The organism is Paraburkholderia sp. LEh10 (assembly GCF_017814945.1).
Classification (GTDB): Bacteria; Pseudomonadota; Gammaproteobacteria; order Burkholderiales; family Burkholderiaceae; genus Paraburkholderia.
The window spans coordinates 175,079-195,183 of the sequence record NZ_JAGIPX010000001.1 but is presented as its reverse complement, the minus strand read 5'-3'; the positions used below and the strand labels follow the sequence as shown (position 1 = coordinate 195,183).

Here is a 20,105-nt window from a genome sequence, read left to right as displayed (position 1 = left end):
TGCCTTGTGAACATCGTGAAACATTCCGGTCCTGTCGCGCCGAAGCGGTCGCGCTCCCTGTTACCTTTCCTCTCCCGATCGACACACCGGGTACCCGTTGTCATCGCGGCGTGCAGTGCGCTCCTCCTGTGCGCATGCCACCAGCGCGAAGCGGTCGTGCCGGAGGCCAAGCCCGTTGTTGCGCGTGCGGTTCGTCCGGACGGGCGCATCGCGGGTACCTCGTTGCCTGCCCAGGTGCAGGCCCGCTACTCCACGCCCCTGTCGTTCCGCGTGGGAGGGAAAGTCATCGAGCGCCGCGTACGCATTGGCGATACCGTCAAGGCTGGGCAGACGGTTGCACTGCTCGACCCAACCGATCTCCAGAACAACCTTGTCAATGCCCGCGCGCAGCTTGATGCCGCCGAACATCGCCTTGTTTTCGCGAGGCAGCAGCTCGATCGCGATGAGGCGCAGTCACGCGCGAACCTGATCGCCGCCGCCCAGCTGGAGCAGACGCAGGACGCCTATGCGACTGCGCTTGCGCAGCGCACGTCGGCGCTCGCCCAGATGGCGCTCGCGACGGACCACCTGCGTTACGCGACGCTCACGGCGGACCATGACGGCGTCATCACGTCGGAGGATGTGGATACCGGTCAGAACGTGCAGGCCACGCAGGCGGTCTATCACCTGGACTGGACGGGCGACGTCGATATCGTCTGCGATGCGCCCGAACGAACGCTGAATTCGCTGACAGTCGGCAGCAAGGCGCGCGTGAGCTTGCCTGCGCTGCCTGGCAAGACCCTCGAAGCGCGGGTGCGCGAAGTGTCGGCCGCGGCCGACCCGGAAAGCCGCACATGGCGGGTAAGGTTGACGCTGGCTGCACCGAGTCCCGAAGTCCGTCTTGGTATGACGGCCAACGTCGCATTCGATGTCGCAGCCGATGGCGCCGTGGGCGAGGCCTTTACGGTACCCGTGACAGCGCTCTTTCATCAGGGCGAAAAGCCTGCTGTGTGGGTGGTTCGAAACGGTAGCGACACCCTCGAACTGCGCCCGGTCACGATCCAGCGATACGACGAGCGCACGGTGTCGCTCGGTTCGGGCTTGCATGATGGCGACCGCGTCGTCCTGCAAGGCGTGCATGCCGTGAGTTCAGGGCAACATGTGCAAGTGGTGCCTCCGCTGCATTCCGAGGATTCCCCGACATGAACGCCCGCGACCATGAAAACGCGCGGGACGGCGCGCCACTGGATGATTCCGATAACGCATCCGCCAGCGGAACCGGTTTCAATCTCTCTGCCTGGGCCCTGCGGCATCAGCAGCTCGTGATCTTTCTGATCGGGCTCGCTACGCTCTTTGGCGTCATTGGCTATACGCAGCTGGCGCAGTCGGAAGATCCGCCATTCACCTTCCGGACGATGGTCATCAAGACGTACTGGCCGGGCGCAACCGCCCGCGAAGTGCAGGAGCAGATCACGGACCGGATCGGCCGCCAGTTGCAGGCGGCGCCCTATGTGGACAACATCAAGAGCTATTCGCGCCCCGGCGAGTCGATGATCTTCTTCGCGATGAAGGACTCGGCGCCTGTCAGGGAGGTGCCCGAGACCTGGTACCAGGTGCGCAAGAAGGTGGGCGACATCCGCGCAACGCTGCCGAAAGGCGCGGTGGGGCCATTCTTCAACGACGAGTTCGGCGACGTTTACACGAACATCTACGCGCTCGAAGGCGACGGCTATACGCCTGCACAACTGCACGACTATGCGGACAAGCTGCGCACGGTCCTGCTGCGCGTGCCTGGCGTGGCGAAGGTCGACTACTTCGGCGATCCTGACCAGCACATCTTTGTCGAGATTTCGAATGCGCAACTGACGCGCCTGTCCATCACGCCGCAGCAGCTCGCGCAGGCCATCGACGCGCAGAACACTGTCGCGCCCGTTGGCACCATCACGACGGCGGACGACCGCGTGTTCGTGCGGCCAAGCGGCGCGTTCAAGGACGAACACGCGCTCGCGGACATGCTGATCACCGTCAACCGGCGTACGTTCCGCCTTGGCGACATCGCAACCATCAAACGCGGCTATGACGATCCGCCCGTCACGCAGATGCGCGTGGGCGGCCAGGCGGTGCTCGGCATTGGCGTGACGATGCAAAAGGGCGGCGACGTCATCGATCTCGGCAAGGCGCTCGATGCAAGGACGGCTGAACTGCAGGCAAGCCTGCCGGCCGGTCTCAAGCTCGCTGCCGTCTCCAGCATGCCCCATGCGGTCAAGCATTCGGTAGACGACTTTGTCGAGGCAGTTGGCGAAGCAGTGGCGATTGTGCTCGTTGTCAGCCTCATTTCGCTCGGCCTGCGCACGGGCATGGTCGTCGTCATCACGATTCCGATCGTGCTGGCCGTGACGGCGCTGTGCATGCATCTGTTCGGCATCGGGCTGGACAAGGTGTCGCTTGGCACGCTCGTGCTCGCGCTCGGGCTGCTCGTCGACGATGCGATCATCGCCGTCGAAATGATGGCCGTGAAACTCGAGCAGGGCTGGAGCCGCATGCGCGCGGCGGCCTTTGCGTACACAAGCACGGCATTCCCGATGCTGACGGGCACGCTGGTCACGGTCTCGGGCTTCCTGCCGATCGCGCTCGCTAAATCGAGCACGGGCGAGTACACACGCTCGATCTTCGAGGTATCGGCCATTTCGCTCGTCGTTTCGTGGTTCGCCGCCGTCGTGCTCGTGCCGTTGCTGGGCTTTCATCTGCTTCCCGAGCGCACGGGCCATGCGGGCGGTGGCCACGGCCATGAACACGATGTCTACAACACAGGTTTTTATCGACGCCTGTCGGGCTGGGTCGCTTCGTGTATCGACCGGCGCTGGGTCGTGCTCGGAGTCACCGCCGTGCTCTTCGTCATTGCGATGGGGGCCTTCACGCGGGTGCCGCAGCAATTCTTCCCGAACTCAGAACGGCCGGAACTGCTCGTCGACCTGAGGCTGCCGGAAGGCGCTTCGTTTGAGGCGACGCTACGTGAATCAAAGCGCCTCGAGAAGGTCCTCGATGGCAAGCCCGGGATCGACCACTTCGTCGACTTCGTCGGCACGGGCGCGCCGCGCTTCTATCTCCCGCTCGATCAGCAGCTTCAGCAGCCCAATTTCGCGCAGTTCGTGATCACGGCCAAAGACGTGGAGACCCGCGAGGAACTGATGCGCTGGCTCGACGCGAAACTGGAAAAGGACTTCTCTGGCGTGCGCACACGCGTCGCGCGACTTGAAAACGGCCCGCCCGTCGGCTTCCCGATCAAGTTTCGCGTGAGCGGCGATGATATCGCGACGGTGCGCTCGATCGCGGAGACGGTCGCCGGGAAGACCCGCGCCGACTCACGCACGCGCAACGTCCAGTTCGACTGGGACGAGCCGGCCGAACGGTCGATCTCGTTCGAGATCGACCAGAACAGGGCGCGCCAGCTTGGCGTCACATCGGAGGACGTGTCCAGCTTTCTCGCGATGACGCTTTCCGGTTACACGGTCACCCAGTACCGTGAGCGCGACAAGCTGATTAACGTCGATCTGCGTGCGCCGAAGAGCGAGCGCGTCGATCCCGCGAAGCTCACGAGCCTGGCGATCCCGACACCCAATGGGCCGGTTCCGCTCGGCTCGCTCGGACATGTGCGCGATACGCTCGAGTACGGCGTGATCTGGGAGCGCGATCGCCAGCCGACCATCACCGTTCAGGCCGACGTGCGTGGTGACGCGCAGGGCATCGACGTGACGCGCGACATCGAGCACGCGCTTGCCGCTGAGCGAGCCAAACTGCCCGTTGGTTACCGTATCGACGTGGGCGGCGCCGTGGAAGAGAGCGTCAAGGGCCAGACTTCGATCAACGCGCAAATGCCGCTGATGATCATCGCGGTGCTGACGCTGCTGATGATCCAGCTCAAGAACTTCGCGCGCACGTTCATCGTCGTGTTGACGGCGCCCCTGGGCCTCATCGGGGTGGTGGCTGCGCTGCTGCTGTTCGGCAAACCGTTTGGCTTCGTCGCCTTGCTTGGCGTGATCGCGATGTTCGGCATCATCATGCGCAACTCCGTGATCCTGGTCGACCAGATCGACCAGGACATCGCAGCGGGGCACGCGCGCTTCGACGCCATTATCGGCGCGACGGTACGGCGCTTCAGGCCGATCATGCTGACGGCCGCCGCCGCCGTGCTCGCACTGATCCCGCTGCTTCGCTCGGGCTTCTTCGGACCGATGGCGACGGCGCTGATGGGCGGCATCACCATCGCGACGGTGCTGACGGTGTTCTTCCTGCCAGCGCTCTACGCGACCTGCTTCAGGGTGCATCGTAACGAGCGCGGCGCGCAACAGGCCGTCGTCGAGCATACGGAGGTTTGATCATGAGTTTTACGTACAAGACATCCGTGGTGGCTGTGATCGCGGCACTCGCTGTGACCGCCTGCTCGTTCGGGCCCAGCGGCGAGCCGCCGGCGATGCCGTCGCCTGAGCATTACGGTGCCCAGGCGCAACCGTCGACGACGGTGGCCGCGGGTGGTGTTGCGCAGTCGTTTGATGTTGGCGCGGCTCCCGTTACCCAATGGTGGCGGCTGTACCGCTCCGACGCGCTGGATGCGCTCGTCGACGAAGGCTTGCGCAACAGCCCGACGCTAGCGGCGACGCAGCGCACGCTTGCAGCGGCGCAAGAGGAACTTCGTGCGCAGGTCGGCGCATCGACGCTGCCGTCCATCGACGGCGCCGTGCAGGTCGAGCGCGCGCGCTCACCCGTCGTGCCGGGGCTCGGCCCGGAGCAGGTGCAATACAACTTTTTTGCCGGGCAACTGCTCGCACATTACACATTCGACCTGTTCGGTCAGACGCGTTACATGAATTCGGCGAGCGCGGCGCGTGTGAACGTGCAGGCGTTTGAGCTCGAGGCGTCACGGCGTGCGCTCGCCGCGAACATCGTAGGGAGTGCGATCAATGTGGCGGCGCTCGATCGCCAGATTGCGCTCACCGAACGGCTCGTTGCCGTGTCGAACGATGCGGCGAACGAGGACCAGCAGCGCTACGCGCTGGGCTCGGTCTCTCGCGCGCAGGCGCTCGCATCGAAGCAGGACGCGGCTTCGATTGCGGCGACGCTGCCGGCGCTGCGCCAGCAACGTGCTTCGGCGATCCATGCGCTTGCGGTACTGATGGGCCGCACGCCGGACAACGCCCCGGGCGTGCCGGACCTCGACAGCCTGTCGCTGCCCGATCACGTTCCCGTTGCAGTGCCGTCGGACCTGCTGCGCTCGCGCCCGGACATCCAGGCAGCCGACGCCGCCGTCAAGGCCGCAGCCGCCGATGTGGGCGCGGCCACGGCGCAACTCTTTCCGAGCCTGTCGCTGACCGGCTCGATGGGGCGCGGCGGCTTTAGCTGGCCGGCGGTGCTCTCGGGCGCGGGCGGCCTGTGGGCAATCGGTGCGAGTCTGTCGCAGCCGATCTTCCACGGTGGCGCACTGTTCGCGCAACGCCGGGCGTCCATCGATGCCTACGACGCCGCCGTGCTGCACTACAAGTCGACCGTGCTCTCTGCGTTCCAGGATGTGGCGAATTCGCTCGCCGCACTGGATAACGACGCGCAGGCGCTTGCTTCGACGGAAGTGGCCGCAGACGCCGCGCGCGCGGCATTCGACGATACGGCGTCGCGGCACCGGATGGGCTCACTGCCTTCGGCGGCCACGCATGCCAGCGAGTCGCGGTATCTGAATGCGCAGATCGGCGCCGCGCGTGCGGCGGGCCAGCGCATGAGTGATACAGCGGCATTGTTCCAGGCGATGGGAGAACTGCCGGCGGCCCAGCAGACTTCAGCGTCAACACAGTGACCGGGTCTCACGAACATGGCGTTGGGAATCCGGCCGGGTCCGGACCCTTTCGCCGCTCAGCAGTGCATTAGCCTGAACGAGCCGATAGCCGCCTGGTAGACGCATCGACAGACGTCGCGGCGCGAAAAACGCGTAATGCAGGCTTTGGGCGAGTGTGAATGGCGCCCGGATTTCAGCTTCAGCCGAATGGAATATCACAAACTGATTGTCTGCCACGAATGCGACCTGCTGTTTCGCAAGCCTTCCAGTGTCAGGGGGCGCCGCGCCAGCTGTTCGCGTTGCGGTGCGAGCCTGCCAGCGCTACCTGGTGCCGGGTTGCCGCTTGAATGGATCTGCGCCGTCACGCTTGCTGCGCTCATCACCTTTTGCATTGCCCAGAGCTTCCCGGTGATCGAAATGCGCGCGAACGGCATGACGTCCGAGGCGACGCTGTTTGGCGCGGTGCGCTCGTTATGGTCGGGCAACATGCGCGTCGTCGCGGCCATGGTGTTCTGCTCGTCGATCCTCTTTCCGCTGATCGAACTGCTGGCCTTGCTTTATCTGCTGGCGCCGCTTTGCACAGGCAAGCGGCCGCTCCGGTTCGATGCAATGTTGCGCCTCGTGCAGCTCGTGCGGCCGTGGGGCATGGTCGAGGTGCTCATGCTCGGCGTGCTGGTGACGATCGTGAAGATGGTCAGCATGGCGGACGTCATCCCGGGGCCCGGGCTGTTCGCACTGGGTGCGCTCACCATCATGCTGGGCGTGGTCGCCCTATTTGAACCGAGCGGGCTATGGGCCGTTCGCGACGAGATCGGGTCTTCGCGAAGGGGCGGCGTTCGCTGGTCGAGAGTGAGTACGGGCCGTGGGCACTTCACGCGTTCATTGCGAGCGTGCAAAGCTGGTTCATCGCCTGCTATCACGGCGCAACGCGCCGGGCTCATCGGCTGTCATGCGTGCGGACTCGTTCAGACGCGTAGCGAATGTCAGGCGCACCAGCGCTGCGCGCGATGCCAGCACGTTCTGCATGAACGGCGGCCGGAGAGCCTGACGCGAACCGTCAGTCTGCTTGTTGCCGCAGCGCTCGCCTATATCCCGGCGAATCTGCTGCCCATCATGCACGCCTCAACGCTGGGCCGCGCGGAGGACGACACGATTCTGGGCGGCGTCGCGTACTTCTGGTCATCGGGAGACTGGCCGCTCGCCGTCGTCGTCTTTGTCGCCAGCGTTCTCGTGCCGATGCTCAAGCTGGTAGCGCTCACGCTTCTCACGGCAACAGTCCGCCGCGGTTCCGGCTGGGCGCCCCGCGAAAGGGCAGGTCTGTTCCGGCTGGTCGAGCGTATTGGCCGATGGTCGATGCTTGATGTCTTCGTCGTCGCGCTGACGGTCACACTGGTGCACTTCGGTTCCTTTGCCGTGATCACTGCGGGCCCGGCCGCGCTCGCTTTTGGAGCGGTGGTGATTCTCACCATGCTCGCGTCGCATCAGTTCGATCCGCGTCTCATCTGGGACAACGCAGGACCGCGTATCCGCCCCAACGATAAAGCGTTGGCCGCTTCATCGGTCACCGCACACCGGAAATCCTGAAACAGAATTTCAAAGAATGCATCTTTCCAATCTTTCCAGTCCTGAACTCAAGCCGCGCAAACGTTGGCTGCCATCCCTGATCTGGCTGGTGCCGCTCATCTCCGCGTTGATCGGGGTAGCGCTTGTGGCCCGGTCCGTTGCCGAAAAAGGACCGGTGGTGAGTGTCACGTTTAATAATGCCGAAGGGATGGAGGCAGGCAAGACAAAGGTCAAGTACAAGGACGTCGAGATCGGCTCGGTGCAGGCCGTCAAGCTGTCCAGCGATCTGCGGCGCGTCATCGTGAGCATCCAGTTGAGCAAGGACGCTGAAAAGTTCGCGACGCAAGGCGCGCGGTTCTGGGTGGTGCGCCCGCGCGTGGGCGCCAACGGTATCTCCGGCCTCGGTACGTTGCTCTCGGGTGCCTACATCGGCGTGGATATCGGGCGTTCGACCGAAAGGCAAACGGCGTTTCTGGGTCTTGAGAATCCGCCCATTGTCACGACGGGGCAGCCGGGGCATCAGTACACGCTGCGAGGCGAATCGCTGGGCTCGATCGATATCGGCGCGCCGATCTTCTACCATCGCGTCCAGGTAGGCCAGGTGGTCGGCTACTCGCTCGAACCGCGCGGCGCGGGTGTGATCGTGAATGTTTTCGTCAATGCACCGTTCGACCAGTACGTCGGTGCGAACACGCGGTGGTGGCATGCCAGCGGCGTCGATCTTCGTCTTGATTCCAACGGCCTTAAGCTCAATACGCAATCACTTGCGACCGTGGTTGTCGGAGGGCTGGCCTTCCAGTCTCCGGCGGGGCAGGAAAGGGGACAACCGGCAGAGGACAAGGCGGTCTTTCGCCTGGCCGCGGACGAACCGGACGCCATGCGCGAGCCCGACGGCCCGCCGCTCAATGTGGTCATGCGATTCAACCAGTCGTTGCGTGGACTGTCCGTGGGCGCACCCGTCGACCTTCGCGGGATTGCGCTCGGGCAGGTGACCGACATCGGTATCGAATACAACGAGAAGCAGAAGAGCTTCAGCATGAAGGTGTCGATGGCGCTCTATCCCGACAGGCTCAGCCGGCGCTCGAGCGAGGCGCTACCGGCGCCGGACACGCCGGGTGGACACGAGCTGCTGCAACACCTGGTGATGGAAGGGCTGCGCGGGCAATTGCGGACGGGCAACCTGCTGACGGGCCAGTTGTATGTCGCGCTCGACATGTTCCCGAAAGCGCCCCGGGCGACTGTCGATGTGCACGGCAACCCGATCGAACTCCCGACCGTGCCAAATACACTCGACGAACTCCAGGTACAGATAGCGGACATCGCACGGAAATTGAACCAGGTTCCGTTCGACCGGATTGGTGCGAATCTGAATGGCGCACTGGAAAACGCCAACAGGCTGTTCGCGCATATGGATACGGAAGTCGTACCACAAGCCCGCGACACGCTCGCTGCCGCGCAAAAGACGTTCAGCACTGCGGAATCGACATTGCGCCAGACTGCCCCCATGCAGACCGATATCCAGGATGCCATGCAGGAATTGACGCGTACGTTGCAGTCCCTCAATACGCTCGCCGATTACCTGGAGCGTCATCCGCAGGCGCTGCTGTTCGGCAAGAAAGGAGACAGGCCATGAGGCAATCCTGTTCATGGCGCACGGTCGTGCGGACCGCGACCGTCATTGGTCTGTCGATCCTGACGGCGTGCGCTTCGCCGCCGACGCGCTTTTACACGCTCAGCACGGAAGCCGGGCCGACGATTGCGGGCAATACTGCGAGTCCATCATTTCGCATCGACGTGCGTCCGGTCAAGGTGCCGGCCGCCGTGGCAAGAAGCCAGCTTGTGGTACAGGTCAATGCGGCACAGGTCCAGGTACTGGAGGACGACCGGTGGGCGTCGTCCCTACCGGACGAAATCCGCTATGCGCTGGTTGCTGGCGTGAGCCAGAAGGCTGGCGCGCCCGGCGCGAAGACCGTCGCCCGTGGGGACGTTCCTGTCTATCAGGTTGCCGTCGATGTCCAGCGCTTCGAATCCTGGCCTGGTTCACATGCGCTGATTGACGTCGTATGGGATGTACGCACGTTGACGGACGACGAGACATTGACTTGCCACAGTGTAGTGAGCGAGCCCGTTTCTGATGGATATCAGGCGGTCGTAGGTGGCCACCGCCGCGCGATAAGCGTAGTCGCTGCACAAATAGCCAAGGTCATACGCGCCTTCGCCGCGAGCGCCACGGATAGTCCGTTCAGGCCCACTGGGGCCTCGGGCAAAGCGCGGAACAGGATGTTGTCTTGCCCGCATATGACAGACGCGGTTGAGACAGCCGCTGACAGGGCGGTTGCGCGCATTGAGGAATGAGTCCGTTGCCCGCCGCCAGTTGGCGCGGGCCTGCGCCACTCTCTCGATAGGCAAACACGCCCATTTGTATGGACAGGAATGAACAAGGCTCCGAACAGCAAAATGGCGACCGGGCTTACCTTGGTACGGGCCGCGGATGGCAGCGACGGCTCCGCCCATGTGCGCAAACAGGTCGATGATCTCTGTATCGTGCTCTTCGACCGGTGGTGCGAGCGGCGCGAGATCACGCCGTTGCTCTATCTGCTACATGCCTGGCCGCTTCTGCCGTCGACGCCCCATCCGGTTCGGCTCGTCTGTTCAGCGCTGCGCGATCTTTCGAGGTTTCACCGCGAAGCGCTGGACAACGAGGACCAGGAATTGATCGCCAGCGTTCTTGCGCTGGCGGACGATTGAGCAAAGCGGACACCACGCGATTGCCCCCGTGGCGAGACTGTCACGACGCCTTCCGATGACAATCGGTTCGCACGCCTGGCGCGCGGCCGCCATGAAAGAACCAACAATCACATGGCCGGTCCGGCCAGCGCGCGTTCACCGGAACTGCTCGTTTCACGGTCCTCAATTTTCCTCGACGGCTTCATCGACGACGGGCAGTGGCCGCGCTGCAATCTTTTCCGCCTCAGCGCGCTTTAGCCCAAGCGTTTGCAGCAACATCGCTGCCGTGCGCTCCGGGAAGTGCTCGCCGCTGAAGCCGAGTTCCTTGAGCACGCCCGCCGCGCTCGCGCCTGGCGCGACGAAGTTCAGCTCGGCGGCGATCGCGCTCAGGACCGTGCCGCCCACTGCGAGAAAGCCGATAAACGGGTCGGCAACGACGAAACGTTTCGCAGCAATGCCGTTGCCGATGTCGCGCAGCAGCCGCTGGCCCAGCCCGCGGCTCATCGCGCGCGCAGAAAACCCTTCACGTATCAGGAAACGCCCCCACACCGGATCGTGCCGCGCACGCAGGACAGTGTGGCGCACAGAGACGGCGACCACCTCCGCCGGGTCGGTAATGCCGCCCGCGAGGCGATCGAGCATGTTCGCGAATTCTTCAAACACGTTATCGACGAGCGTCGCGTAGATCGCTTCCTTCGATTCGAAGTGGTTGTAGAACGAGCCAAAGCCTACGTCGGCGGCCTCGGTAATCTCATTGATCGCCACGCCCTCCATGCCCTTCTCCGCCATCAGCCGGAGGGCAGCGTCGAGCAGCCGGGCGCGCGTCTCACGCTTGCGGCGCGCACCGCGCGGCTCGCGTTCTTCGATGACGGGAGCGGCGGGAGCCGGGACGGCCGGCGCTGCTCGCGAGGAACGCTTTGTTGTCGGGCGATTTGTCGTCTTTGTCATGATGAATCCAGATCTGGTCATATCCGCAGTATAGATTCGAATGTCTTTATTGACAAAACGATCAGCTATGAGTTTAATGTCATCAACGGCACCGAGGGCCGGTCAAACTAAAACACGTGGAGTGACTGTGGAGACAGCAACCAGACATGGCGCCGGGCCGACCGGCCGGCATCACGCTATTCGTCCGCCCGTCCGGGTATCGGGACCCGCTATCCCTATCGCGCCGGCATATGAGCCGGCGAGCACGCACCGCATCGCAGGGTGTCGCGTGAGAGGCTTACGGCGCGTCCGCGCAATGACCAAAGATCTTCGCAATACCGTCGGGAACTTCATTGCGCGAGAGCATCGTCTGCCGTGGCGCCATCGTGCCAGCGTGCCAGCGCTCGAAGCCGCATCAGCCATCGCAACCGCCTGATTACCTTCCGCCATGAAACTGACAACTGCACAGCCGGCCCGCCACCCTCATCCAACGGCGAAAGCGACCGCCCTGGCCTATCTGATATTCGACAGGCCAGACCTTGGGGAAGCTGAACGATTTCTCAATGACTTTGGGCTTCAAACGGTATCGCGGGGCGAAGCGCTGCTGCTTTTGCGTGGAACAGACGCGTCGCACTTCTGCTATGTCGTGCGCAAGGCGCCGAAAGCGCAGTTTGTCGGATTTGGTCTGCAGGTCGCGAGCAGGAGTGAGCTCGATGCGCTCGCGACGCTGCCCGGCGCTTCAGAGGTCGAACAGTCTGTGTTACCAGGCGGCGGCTACGTGGTGCGACTGAAAGACCCTTCCGGTTTTCGTGTCGATGCGATCTGGGGCCAGGCGCCCGCATCAGTCTTGCCGCACCGGCTGCCGTTGTCGTTCAATTCCGTCGATGCAACCGTGCGCATCAACGGTACGCAGCGACCACCGGAGCGCGCGCCAGAGATCATCCGGCTGGGGCACGTCGTGCTCGAACTCGCCGACTATCAGCAAACCTGTGCGTGGTACACGCGCCATTTCGGTTTTATCCCGAGCGACGTGCAGGTGCTTCCCGATGGCTCGCCGGTTGTCGCGTTCATGCGCCTCGATCTCGGCGACAGACCGGCGGATCATCACACGCTTGCGCTTGCACAGGGTTTTGTCGCGACCTACAGCCACAGCGCCTACGAACTCGTTGACGCGGACGCGGTCGGTATGGGCCAGCGCGTGCTGCGCGATAACGGGTGGAACCACGCATGGGGCATCGGCCGGCATATCCTCGGTAGCCAGATCTTCGACTACTGGCAGGACCCGTGGGGCGACAAGCACGAACACTACTGCGACGGCGACCTGTTCACGTCCGACGAGCCGACGGGCATCCATGCCGTGAGCCGTGAAGCGATGGCCCAGTGGGGGCCGACGATGCCGCGCAGTTTCACGAAGCCCAGGTTCACGCCCGCGAGCATGGTGGCGCTTTTCAAAAACCTGCGCCGCAGCCCTGACCTGACGCTCAGCAAGCTGCGCACGCTGGCTAAGCTTTTCGCCTGAGCCAACCCTATCCATCGAAGCCGGAGATCGACAAATGGCAGTTCACGTACTGCATTACCTGCATCAAGGCCGCGCCCAGTGGGGCGTAGTAGCCGATAACGCTATCACACCGGTTCCGGGCGAGTTCAACTCAACCGCTGAGTTTATCGAAGCGAATCCCGTCGAACGGCTGCTTGTGCTGGACGGACCAACGATTCCTGAATCGGAAGTGCGATGGCTGTCGCCCGTGACTGCGAACCAGCAGTTCATCTGTCAGGGCGCAAATTATCGCCAGCACATGATCGAATCCGGCATGGACCCGGATGTGAAGAAGTTCAACATGATCTTCACGAAGGCAACGAGCTGCATCGTTCCGGCCAACTCGCACGTCGTAAAGCCCAACGCGGTGCGGTTCCTTGACTATGAGATCGAGCTTGGTCTCGTGCTCAAGCGCGATATCACGTCCCGTGAGACGGTCACCGACGAAAACCTGCATGAATACATTGCTGGCGCTGTGATCGTCAACGACTATTCCGCGCGCGATATCCAGATTCCGCAGATGCAGTTCTACAAGGGCAAGAGCTACCGGACGTTTGGCCCTGTCGGTCCTTACCTTTGCCTGCTTGAGAAGGGTGACTTTCCAAAGTTGAAAGAGCTCGTGCTGACGCTGACGGTGAACGGTACCGTCCGCCAGAATGACACTACTGCCGGTCTTGTCTATGGCCCGGCCGAGACCCTGACGGAGCTGTCCGGCGTGCAGGACCTGCACACGGGCGACCTGCTCGCAACGGGCACGCCATCTGGTTGTGCGTTGAGCATTCCGTCACCCGAGAAGCAACGGGCCGCGGCGCAACTGCCTGAAGCGGAAAAATGGCGGCTCTTCCTTAAGATGCAGGAAGACAGGCCGCAGTACCTGCAGCCAGGGGACGTCGTGGAGGCACAGATCGTCAGCTACGACCGCTGCATCAATCTGGGCGTGCAGCATAACGTCGTTGTCGAAGAGGCAGCATGAAAGGCGTCGCAAACCTGGGCGATGTGCTGGCTATCGAAACGCAACGGCAGGCGGATCTACCGTCGAATACCTACGAGATGATCTGCCGGGGCGCCGCCATCGATCCTTCGGCACCTGCGCTTTCTTTCTTCGCGACGGCGGACGACTACGCGAGCCCGGAGCGCTGGACGTACAGCGAACTGGTGCGCGATATCACCCGCACGGCAAACATGCTGTCGCGACTGGGCGTGGAACGGGACAGCGTCGTCGCCTATGTGCTACCCAATCTGCCAGAGACGCACTTTGTGATCTGGGGAGCCGAAGCAGCGGGGATTGTCTGCGCGATCAATCCACTGCTTGAAAGCGAAGCCATCGGCGAGCTGCTCAAGGCCTCAGGTGCCAGTGTGCTCGTCACGCTCGCGCCGTTTCCCGGGATTGACCTATGGCAACGAGTGCAATCGGCGTTGGCCGGGGTCCCGGCTTTGCGAGATCTGGTGCTAGTCAATCTCGCTGACCGGATGCACGGGGAAAAGGCAGCCGCAGCCCGAACGCAGCAGCGTCGCGAAATCGAAAGGCTGCATGGCGAGGGCGGTCTGCGCAGCGCGGTCCCCGCGCAGATCCGGATCCACGAATTCAGCGCCGCCATCGCCAGCGAGTCCGGGGTCGCGCTCAATGATTCGCGTCGGATAAGCACCGACGACGTTTCGTCCTGCTTCTGCACGGGCGGCACCACGGGACTGCCGAAGATTGCGATGCGCCAGCACGGCAATGAGGTGGCCAATGCGTGGAATGCGGCTCAGTTCTTCGGCGAAAGCATCGGGCCGGGCAAAACGATGTTTTGCGGATTGCCGCTATTCCACGTTAATGCCGTGATGGTGACAGGCCTGCTGGCGTTCTCGCGCGGCGCCCACGTCGTTCTCGGCACACCGCAGGGTTATCGGGGCGAGGGCGTTGTAAGGCGCTTCTGGGAAATTGTCGAGCATTACCGCATCAACTTCTTTAGCGGTGTTCCGACGCTCTATGGTTCACTGCTGGACGTTCCGGTTGACGGGCACGACATCAGCTCGCTCGAGTATGGCCTGTGCGGCGCTGCGCCAATGCCGGTAGAACTGCTCAGGACGTTTCAGGACCGTACAGGCATACGTATCCTCGAAGGCTACGGTCTCACCGAAGGTACGTGCGTGAGTAGCGCCAATCCACCGCTTGGGGAGCGCAGGGCCGGTTCGATAGGCCTGCGTCTGCCTGGACAGGCGATGAAGGCCGTGGTGGTCGACGGAACCGGCCGCTATGTGCGGGACTGCGTTGCGGACGAGGTGGGCCAGCTGGTGATCTCCGGCCCGAATGTGTTCGTCGGTTATTCCCGGCCGCAGCAGGATAGTGGAATCTGGATGGAGCTGGGTGACGGCAGGCGCTGGCTCAATACCGGCGATCTTGGGCGCTGCGATGCCGACGGGTACTTCTGGCTGACGGGCCGGAAAAAGGAACTGATTATCCGGGGCGGCCACAACATCGACCCCGCGGCTATCGAAGAAGCGCTTCATCGTCATCCTGCAGTGCAGATTGCCGCCGCTGTAGGACGTCCGGATATGCATGCAGGCGAGCTGCCCGTCGCCTATGTCCAGCTAAAACCCGGCGCAACGGCGACCGAGGCCGAACTCGCCGGGTTCGTGCGTGACGAGATCAGCGAGCGCGCCGCGGTTCCAAAGGGAATACGGGTCGTCGATGCGATGCCGCTGACGGGCGTCGGCAAGATCTTCAAGCCTGCGCTGAAACGACGCGAAACGGCGGACGCGCTTCGGTCGGCCCTCGCAGAGGCTGGCGTCGAGGATGCAACCGTTAGCATCATTGAAGACAACGCGCGCGGAGTCTCCGTTCACGTCGAACTTCCGGACGCTGAGCTTAAAGGACTGGCAGGTTCAACGCTTGGACGCTTCCCGTTCGCCTTTTCGCTCACTGTCGCGGCCACTTCACAAAGCAGCGACGAGAGCACAGCAGCGATCGGGACGCTTAGCGGCCCGCAGTGACGTGTCCCTAGTCCACGGCACGTTCAGTCACTCGCACTTCAATGACACGTGCACAAAGTCGATTTCGTTGGCAGCAGCTGGAGCAATTGTTTTTGGTTGGGAAAGAAGATGAGCATCGCATCAGGAAGGACCTTACGTTCGCTTGTGCATAAATGGCTGGGACCGACTTCCGGGGCGCCGGTTAAGGTCACCCGGTTCAATCGTCGCCACTCGACTCATGGAATCTGTGTGCACATCGAGCTGCTTTTGCAGAGTGGGTCCGTCGGGTTGTTTTTCTTCCGGCACGGCGATGGTTCGTGGTGTGTGTTCCCGCCTGACAGTGAACGGCCGGTGATGCGCATTCACTAACCCGCCAGGCATTAGAGGACCACTAGCAATCGCCCGAAAGACGAACGGACATGTAATTGGAGAGGGCTCAGTTCAGGAGATCACGCCGTAACGAAGTTTAGATAAATGCAACGACAATGGAAGTCAGGACAATTAAATTAGTATAACTACAGAAAAGTGGTCGGATTTGCAATGCGCACACAGCCTGTGAAGGGCTCGACGCAAACATTCCGCAGCTGAGTGAGCGGATCGTTAAAGCTGTGTACAAAAAAATCAGCCATCGAGACAGGAGAAGACACTTTGAGGAACTGCAGGAGAAAGATTCGCACTGCCGGCATGACGGTTTGCATCTGCTCGGCTGCGCTTGCAGATCATGCAAGTTCGCAGACGGCTGGAAGCTTCACTCTGGCCACAGGGTGGCTTCACGTTGCGCCGCAGAGTAGTGCAACGCCGCTTACTGTGGAAAGTGTTGGTGGAATGACGGTGAATCAGCAACTACCCGGCACCGGCGCGCATGCGACGTCCACAGATACGATGGGAATCACAACCGAGTACTATGTTACCGACCACTTCGGCGTCGCCACGCTCATTGGCCTCCCACTGACCGTCGATCTGGTCGGTGACGGCACGCTCGCGAAGTATGGCACCCTCGGATCGACGCGACCGATGCCGCCCGCTATCGTTCTTCGATACCACCTGTTCGAGGCTCAGTCGAAATTCCGTCCTTTCGTCGGGTTGGGCGTGAACTATACATGGTTCACCCAGGTTCGCACGACCAATAGTCAATTTGTGACGGATAACCTCGGACCAGGCGGGTCGGCGCACGCATCACTCAGTTCATCCTGGAATCCGGTGTTCGAGATCGGCGCAAACTACGCCGTCACGAAGAACTGGTCTGTTGGTGCCGCTGTCGGTTATGTCCCGTTAAAGACTCACCTGACGCTGGATGGGACGACGGCGAATGGCACGCATGTCGTTTCCCGATCGACGATCCGGATTAATCCCGTCAATGTTTTTCTGAATGTCGCTTACACGTTCTAGCCCGAGCACATGGCATTTTGCTTTGCCTGATCGGCGGTAGGCCTACAACCAGTCAAGAGATTCCAATGCACCAAAAAGAGGTCGAAAGTGGCCCTTCCAGAAAAGCTGACCACGCGCGCCCGGACATGACTACACGCCGCATAAATCCGTTAAGCCGCGCAGGCGCAGCGGTTGCGCCCGCATGCGCACTATCCCTTTACGGCAATGTTTTGTTTCGGGGGAAGCGATGAAACGCCAGCTGTTCAAATCGATTCTGTTTGCGTTGCCCAAAGTGCTCGAGCTGACGGCACGCCGCTTTCCCGAGTATCGTGAGCGCCTGAAGGAACGTGAGGTCGTTGCCTGGATCGGGCTGATGGATCGAAGCATCGGTCGGGCCATCGAGATCAGAAACGGCCGCATCCGGTCGAGCGCAGGCTCCCACCCACAGCCGGACGTGTCCATGCTTTTCAAGGATGCCGCTACCGCGCTGAAGTTTTTTTCGCCGAGTCCAGATCAGGCAGAGATCATCCACGCGGCAAAGAATTTCAAGGTCGTCACGGAAGGCGACGATGAGCTGCTGGTCTGGCTCATGCAAACGCTGAGCATGATGCAAACGGTCAGCCTGCCGATGGGCACGCCGATGCGGGATGGAACGCGCCGCTATACCACCTGCACAAACGGCGGACCTTTGTTCGTCTACGTGAAGGACGATCGCATCGTGCGCGTGACGCCTATCGATCTGGACAGCAAGGATGCTTCGAGCTGGGAGATCGAGGCGCGCGGGCGCCGTTTCGCCCCGCCACGGCGCGGTCTAGTCGCGCCCCACGCGTTGGCGATCAAGTCGCTCGTCTATTCGGACAAGCGCATTCTGCATCCAATGAAGCGGGTCGACTTCAATCCTGACGGTGAGCGCAACCCGCAGAACCGCGGCAAGTCCGGCTATGTGCCGATCAGCTGGGACGAGGCGCTGGACATCGTCGCTAAAGAAATCAACCGGCAAAAGCGCGTGCACGGTCCCGGGTCCATCACGTTCCCCATGTCGTCGCATCACCAGTGGGGCAATATCGGCTACTACCTCAGCGCGCTCACGCGCTTTGCCAACCTTATTGGCTTTACGCGAGTGGCTGCGAATCCGGACAGCTGGGAAGGATGGTACTGGGGCGCGATGCATCACTTCGGCAACTCGATGCGCGTTGGCGTGCCGTCGGGCTATGGTGGCATCGAGGACTGCCTGAAGGAAGCCGACATGATCGTCTTCTGGTCCTGCGACCCGGAGAGCACCAACGGCGCCTACGCGGGGTTCGAGGGGACGCCGCGGCGCTTGTGGGCCAAGGAACTCGGCATCGAGTTCGTCCATATCGATCCGCACTGCAATCCGACCGCGCAGCTGCTGGGCGGCCGCTGGGTTCCAATACGGCCGCAAACGGATGCGGCGCTTGCCACTGCCATCATGTATGTGTGGGTGACCGAGGGTCTGTACGACAAGCAATACGTCGCTAGCCGTACGACCGGGTTTGACGAGTGGCAGGCCTATCTGACAGGCAAAACGGATGGCGTGCCGAAAACCCCGGAATGGCAGGAACAGGAAACGGGCGTGCCCGCCAAGGACGTTCGCGCGCTCGCGCGTCTGTGGGGGAAGAAGAAGGTCTATCTGGCTGTCGGGATGACGGGCGCGGGATTCGGTGGGGCGGGGCGCGGTGCGACGGGAGCGCAATGGGCGCGTTGCATGATCATGATGATGGCGATGCAGGGCTGGGGCAAGCCCGGCGTGAATTTCGGCTGTCTCGAGATCGGTGTTCCGCACGATCTGCATTTTTACTTTCCAGGCTACGCGGACGGCGGCATGTCGGGCGACCTTGCGTGGACCGCGAATGCGGTGAATAACTATCAGCGCATGCCGCACATCCTGACCATGAATCCCGTCAAGCAGATGGTTCCGCGGCAGCAGTTACCGGATGCCATCATCAACGGGCATGCGACGGGCTATCTCTGGGATGGCATGTCGCAGGAAGCGCAATTCGCGCCGTTCAGTTACCCCATGCCCGGATACTCGCCGATCCACATGATTTATCGCTATGGCGGGTCCGCTTTCAGCACAGTGACGAAATCCGGACGCTGGGCCGACGCGTACCGGCATTCGAGCATCGAGTTCGTGGTCAACCAGTCGATCTGGATGGAGGGCGAGGCGCAGTTCGCCGACATCATCCTGCCGGCGTGCACGTCGCTGGAGCGTTGGGACATTGGCGAATGGTCGAATTCCGGCGGCTACGCGCATCATGGCTTTAACACGGTCAATCATCGCATGGTGACGCTGCAGCACAAATGCATCGAGCCTCTGGGTGAGTCCCGCTCAGATTACGACATCTTCACCGCGATTTTGACCCGTCTCGGTCTTGGCGGCGTGTTCACCGAGGGATGCGGCGAACTCGACTGGGTCAAGCGGGTATTCGACTCTTCCGATCTGCCGGATCACATTTCGTGGCGCGACTTCTGCCGGAAAGGCTATTTCGTCGTGCCGCCCGAAAAGCCAGAGTTGCGACATCCAGTGGACATGCGCTGGTTCGCGCAAGGCCGGCGAAAGGACCTGCCGGAACCGCATCCGATGCCATCGCAGTACGCTGAAAAATTCGGCATGGGTCTGCAGACGCCTAGTGGCAAGCTCGAGTTCGTGCCGGAATTGCTGAAAAGGCACACCGCGGACAACCCCGAGCGCCCGGCGCTGAACCGGTACATTCCGTCGTGGGAGGGGCTGCGCTCCGAACTGGCTCAGCGCTATCCGCTGCAACTGATCGCTACTCACAGCCGGTACAGCTTCCACACGCATTGCGACGGCAAGAACTCGTCGGTTAACAGCGTCGAAGATCATCGCGCGTTGATTGGGGGGCATCGCTTCTGGCTGCTGCGGCTCGGGCCCGCCGACGCGGCGGCCCGGGGCATTGCCCATCGCGATCTCGTCAAGGTCTACAACGACCGGGGCGCCGTCATCTGTGCGGCTGACGTGTCGCCCCTGGTCACTGCAGGCGTGGTCAAGTCATACGAGGCGAGTGCCGAATTCCATCTGATCGAAGTAGACGGCGAGCGCGTTGAAATCGGCGGTTGCATGAACATGCTGACGCCCGACCGGCCGCAAACCGCGGGCACAAGCAGCATGAGTCCGAATTCATGTCTCGTGCAGGTTGAAAAGTGGAAAGGCGCGGATACGTTCCTGTTCGGTCGCGCAGCGTAAGG

The 20,105-nt window shown here is 62.3% G+C and carries 13 protein-coding genes; 12 read left to right on the top strand and 1 reads right to left on the bottom strand.

What is annotated here, in order from left to right:
• The first annotated feature begins 6 nt into the window (after positions 1-6).
• From J8I87_RS00940 to J8I87_RS00910, 7 genes are all read left to right on the top strand, one after another.
• The gene (locus tag J8I87_RS00940) at positions 7-1,185 is read left to right on the top strand and encodes an efflux RND transporter periplasmic adaptor subunit (protein WP_409518711.1); all 1,179 of its coding nucleotides are present in this window, start codon (positions 7-9) and stop codon (positions 1,183-1,185) included.
• The gene (locus tag J8I87_RS00935) at positions 1,182-4,355 is read left to right on the top strand and encodes an efflux RND transporter permease subunit (protein WP_209929564.1); all 3,174 of its coding nucleotides are present in this window, start codon (positions 1,182-1,184) and stop codon (positions 4,353-4,355) included. The genes J8I87_RS00940 and J8I87_RS00935 overlap by 4 nt, the downstream gene beginning before the upstream one ends.
• Before the next feature lie 2 nt (positions 4,356-4,357).
• Positions 4,358-5,821, top strand: coding sequence for an efflux transporter outer membrane subunit (locus J8I87_RS00930; protein WP_209929563.1), 1,464 nt, complete (start codon positions 4,358-4,360; stop codon positions 5,819-5,821).
• A gap of 186 nt (positions 5,822-6,007) precedes the next feature.
• Positions 6,008-7,384, top strand: a complete 1,377-nt coding sequence (locus J8I87_RS00925; protein ID WP_209929562.1) for a PqiA/YebS family transporter subunit — start codon at positions 6,008-6,010, stop codon at positions 7,382-7,384.
• A gap of 16 nt (positions 7,385-7,400) precedes the next feature.
• Positions 7,401-8,996, top strand: a complete 1,596-nt coding sequence (locus J8I87_RS00920; protein WP_209929561.1) for an intermembrane transport protein PqiB — start codon at positions 7,401-7,403, stop codon at positions 8,994-8,996.
• Positions 8,993-9,718: a membrane integrity-associated transporter subunit PqiC gene (locus tag J8I87_RS00915; RefSeq protein ID WP_209929560.1), complete on the top strand. Its 726-nt coding sequence runs from the start codon at positions 8,993-8,995 to the stop codon at positions 9,716-9,718. The genes J8I87_RS00920 and J8I87_RS00915 overlap by 4 nt, the downstream gene beginning before the upstream one ends.
• A 78-nt stretch (positions 9,719-9,796) precedes the next feature.
• Entirely contained in the window at positions 9,797-10,111 is a 315-nt protein-coding gene (locus J8I87_RS00910) for a hypothetical protein (RefSeq protein ID WP_209929559.1), read from the top strand.
• A gap of 162 nt (positions 10,112-10,273) precedes the next feature.
• Here J8I87_RS00910 and J8I87_RS00905 read toward each other — a convergent pair whose 3' ends face one another.
• A complete protein-coding gene (locus J8I87_RS00905) occupies positions 10,274-11,038 on the bottom strand; it encodes a TetR/AcrR family transcriptional regulator (RefSeq protein WP_209929558.1) in 765 nt (254 codons plus the stop codon).
• A gap of 427 nt (positions 11,039-11,465) precedes the next feature.
• On the opposite strand from J8I87_RS00905, the gene J8I87_RS00900 reads away from it, so the two are divergent.
• The 5 genes from J8I87_RS00900 (at position 11,466) to J8I87_RS00880 (ending at position 20,103) form a co-directional block, all read left to right on the top strand.
• The gene (locus J8I87_RS00900; protein WP_209929557.1) at positions 11,466-12,536 is read left to right on the top strand and encodes a VOC family protein; all 1,071 of its coding nucleotides are present in this window, start codon (positions 11,466-11,468) and stop codon (positions 12,534-12,536) included.
• Positions 12,537-12,570: 34 nt separating this feature from the next.
• Positions 12,571-13,527 carry a fumarylacetoacetate hydrolase family protein gene (locus J8I87_RS00895; RefSeq protein ID WP_209929556.1) on the top strand — a complete coding sequence of 319 codons (957 nt, stop codon included), beginning with the start codon at positions 12,571-12,573 and terminating at the stop codon, positions 13,525-13,527.
• Positions 13,524-15,530 carry an acyl-CoA synthetase gene (locus J8I87_RS00890; protein ID WP_209929555.1) on the top strand — a complete coding sequence of 669 codons (2,007 nt, stop codon included), beginning with the start codon at positions 13,524-13,526 and terminating at the stop codon, positions 15,528-15,530. Before J8I87_RS00895 ends, J8I87_RS00890 begins: the two co-directional genes overlap by 4 nt.
• A 663-nt stretch (positions 15,531-16,193) precedes the next feature.
• Positions 16,194-16,898 (top strand): OmpW/AlkL family protein, encoded by a 705-nt coding sequence (locus J8I87_RS00885; RefSeq protein ID WP_209929701.1) that lies wholly within the window; start codon positions 16,194-16,196, stop codon positions 16,896-16,898.
• Positions 16,899-17,124: 226 nt separating this feature from the next.
• Positions 17,125-20,103, top strand: coding sequence for a molybdopterin-dependent oxidoreductase (locus J8I87_RS00880; RefSeq protein WP_209929554.1), 2,979 nt, complete (start codon positions 17,125-17,127; stop codon positions 20,101-20,103).
• The last annotated feature ends 2 nt before the right edge of the window (positions 20,104-20,105 follow it).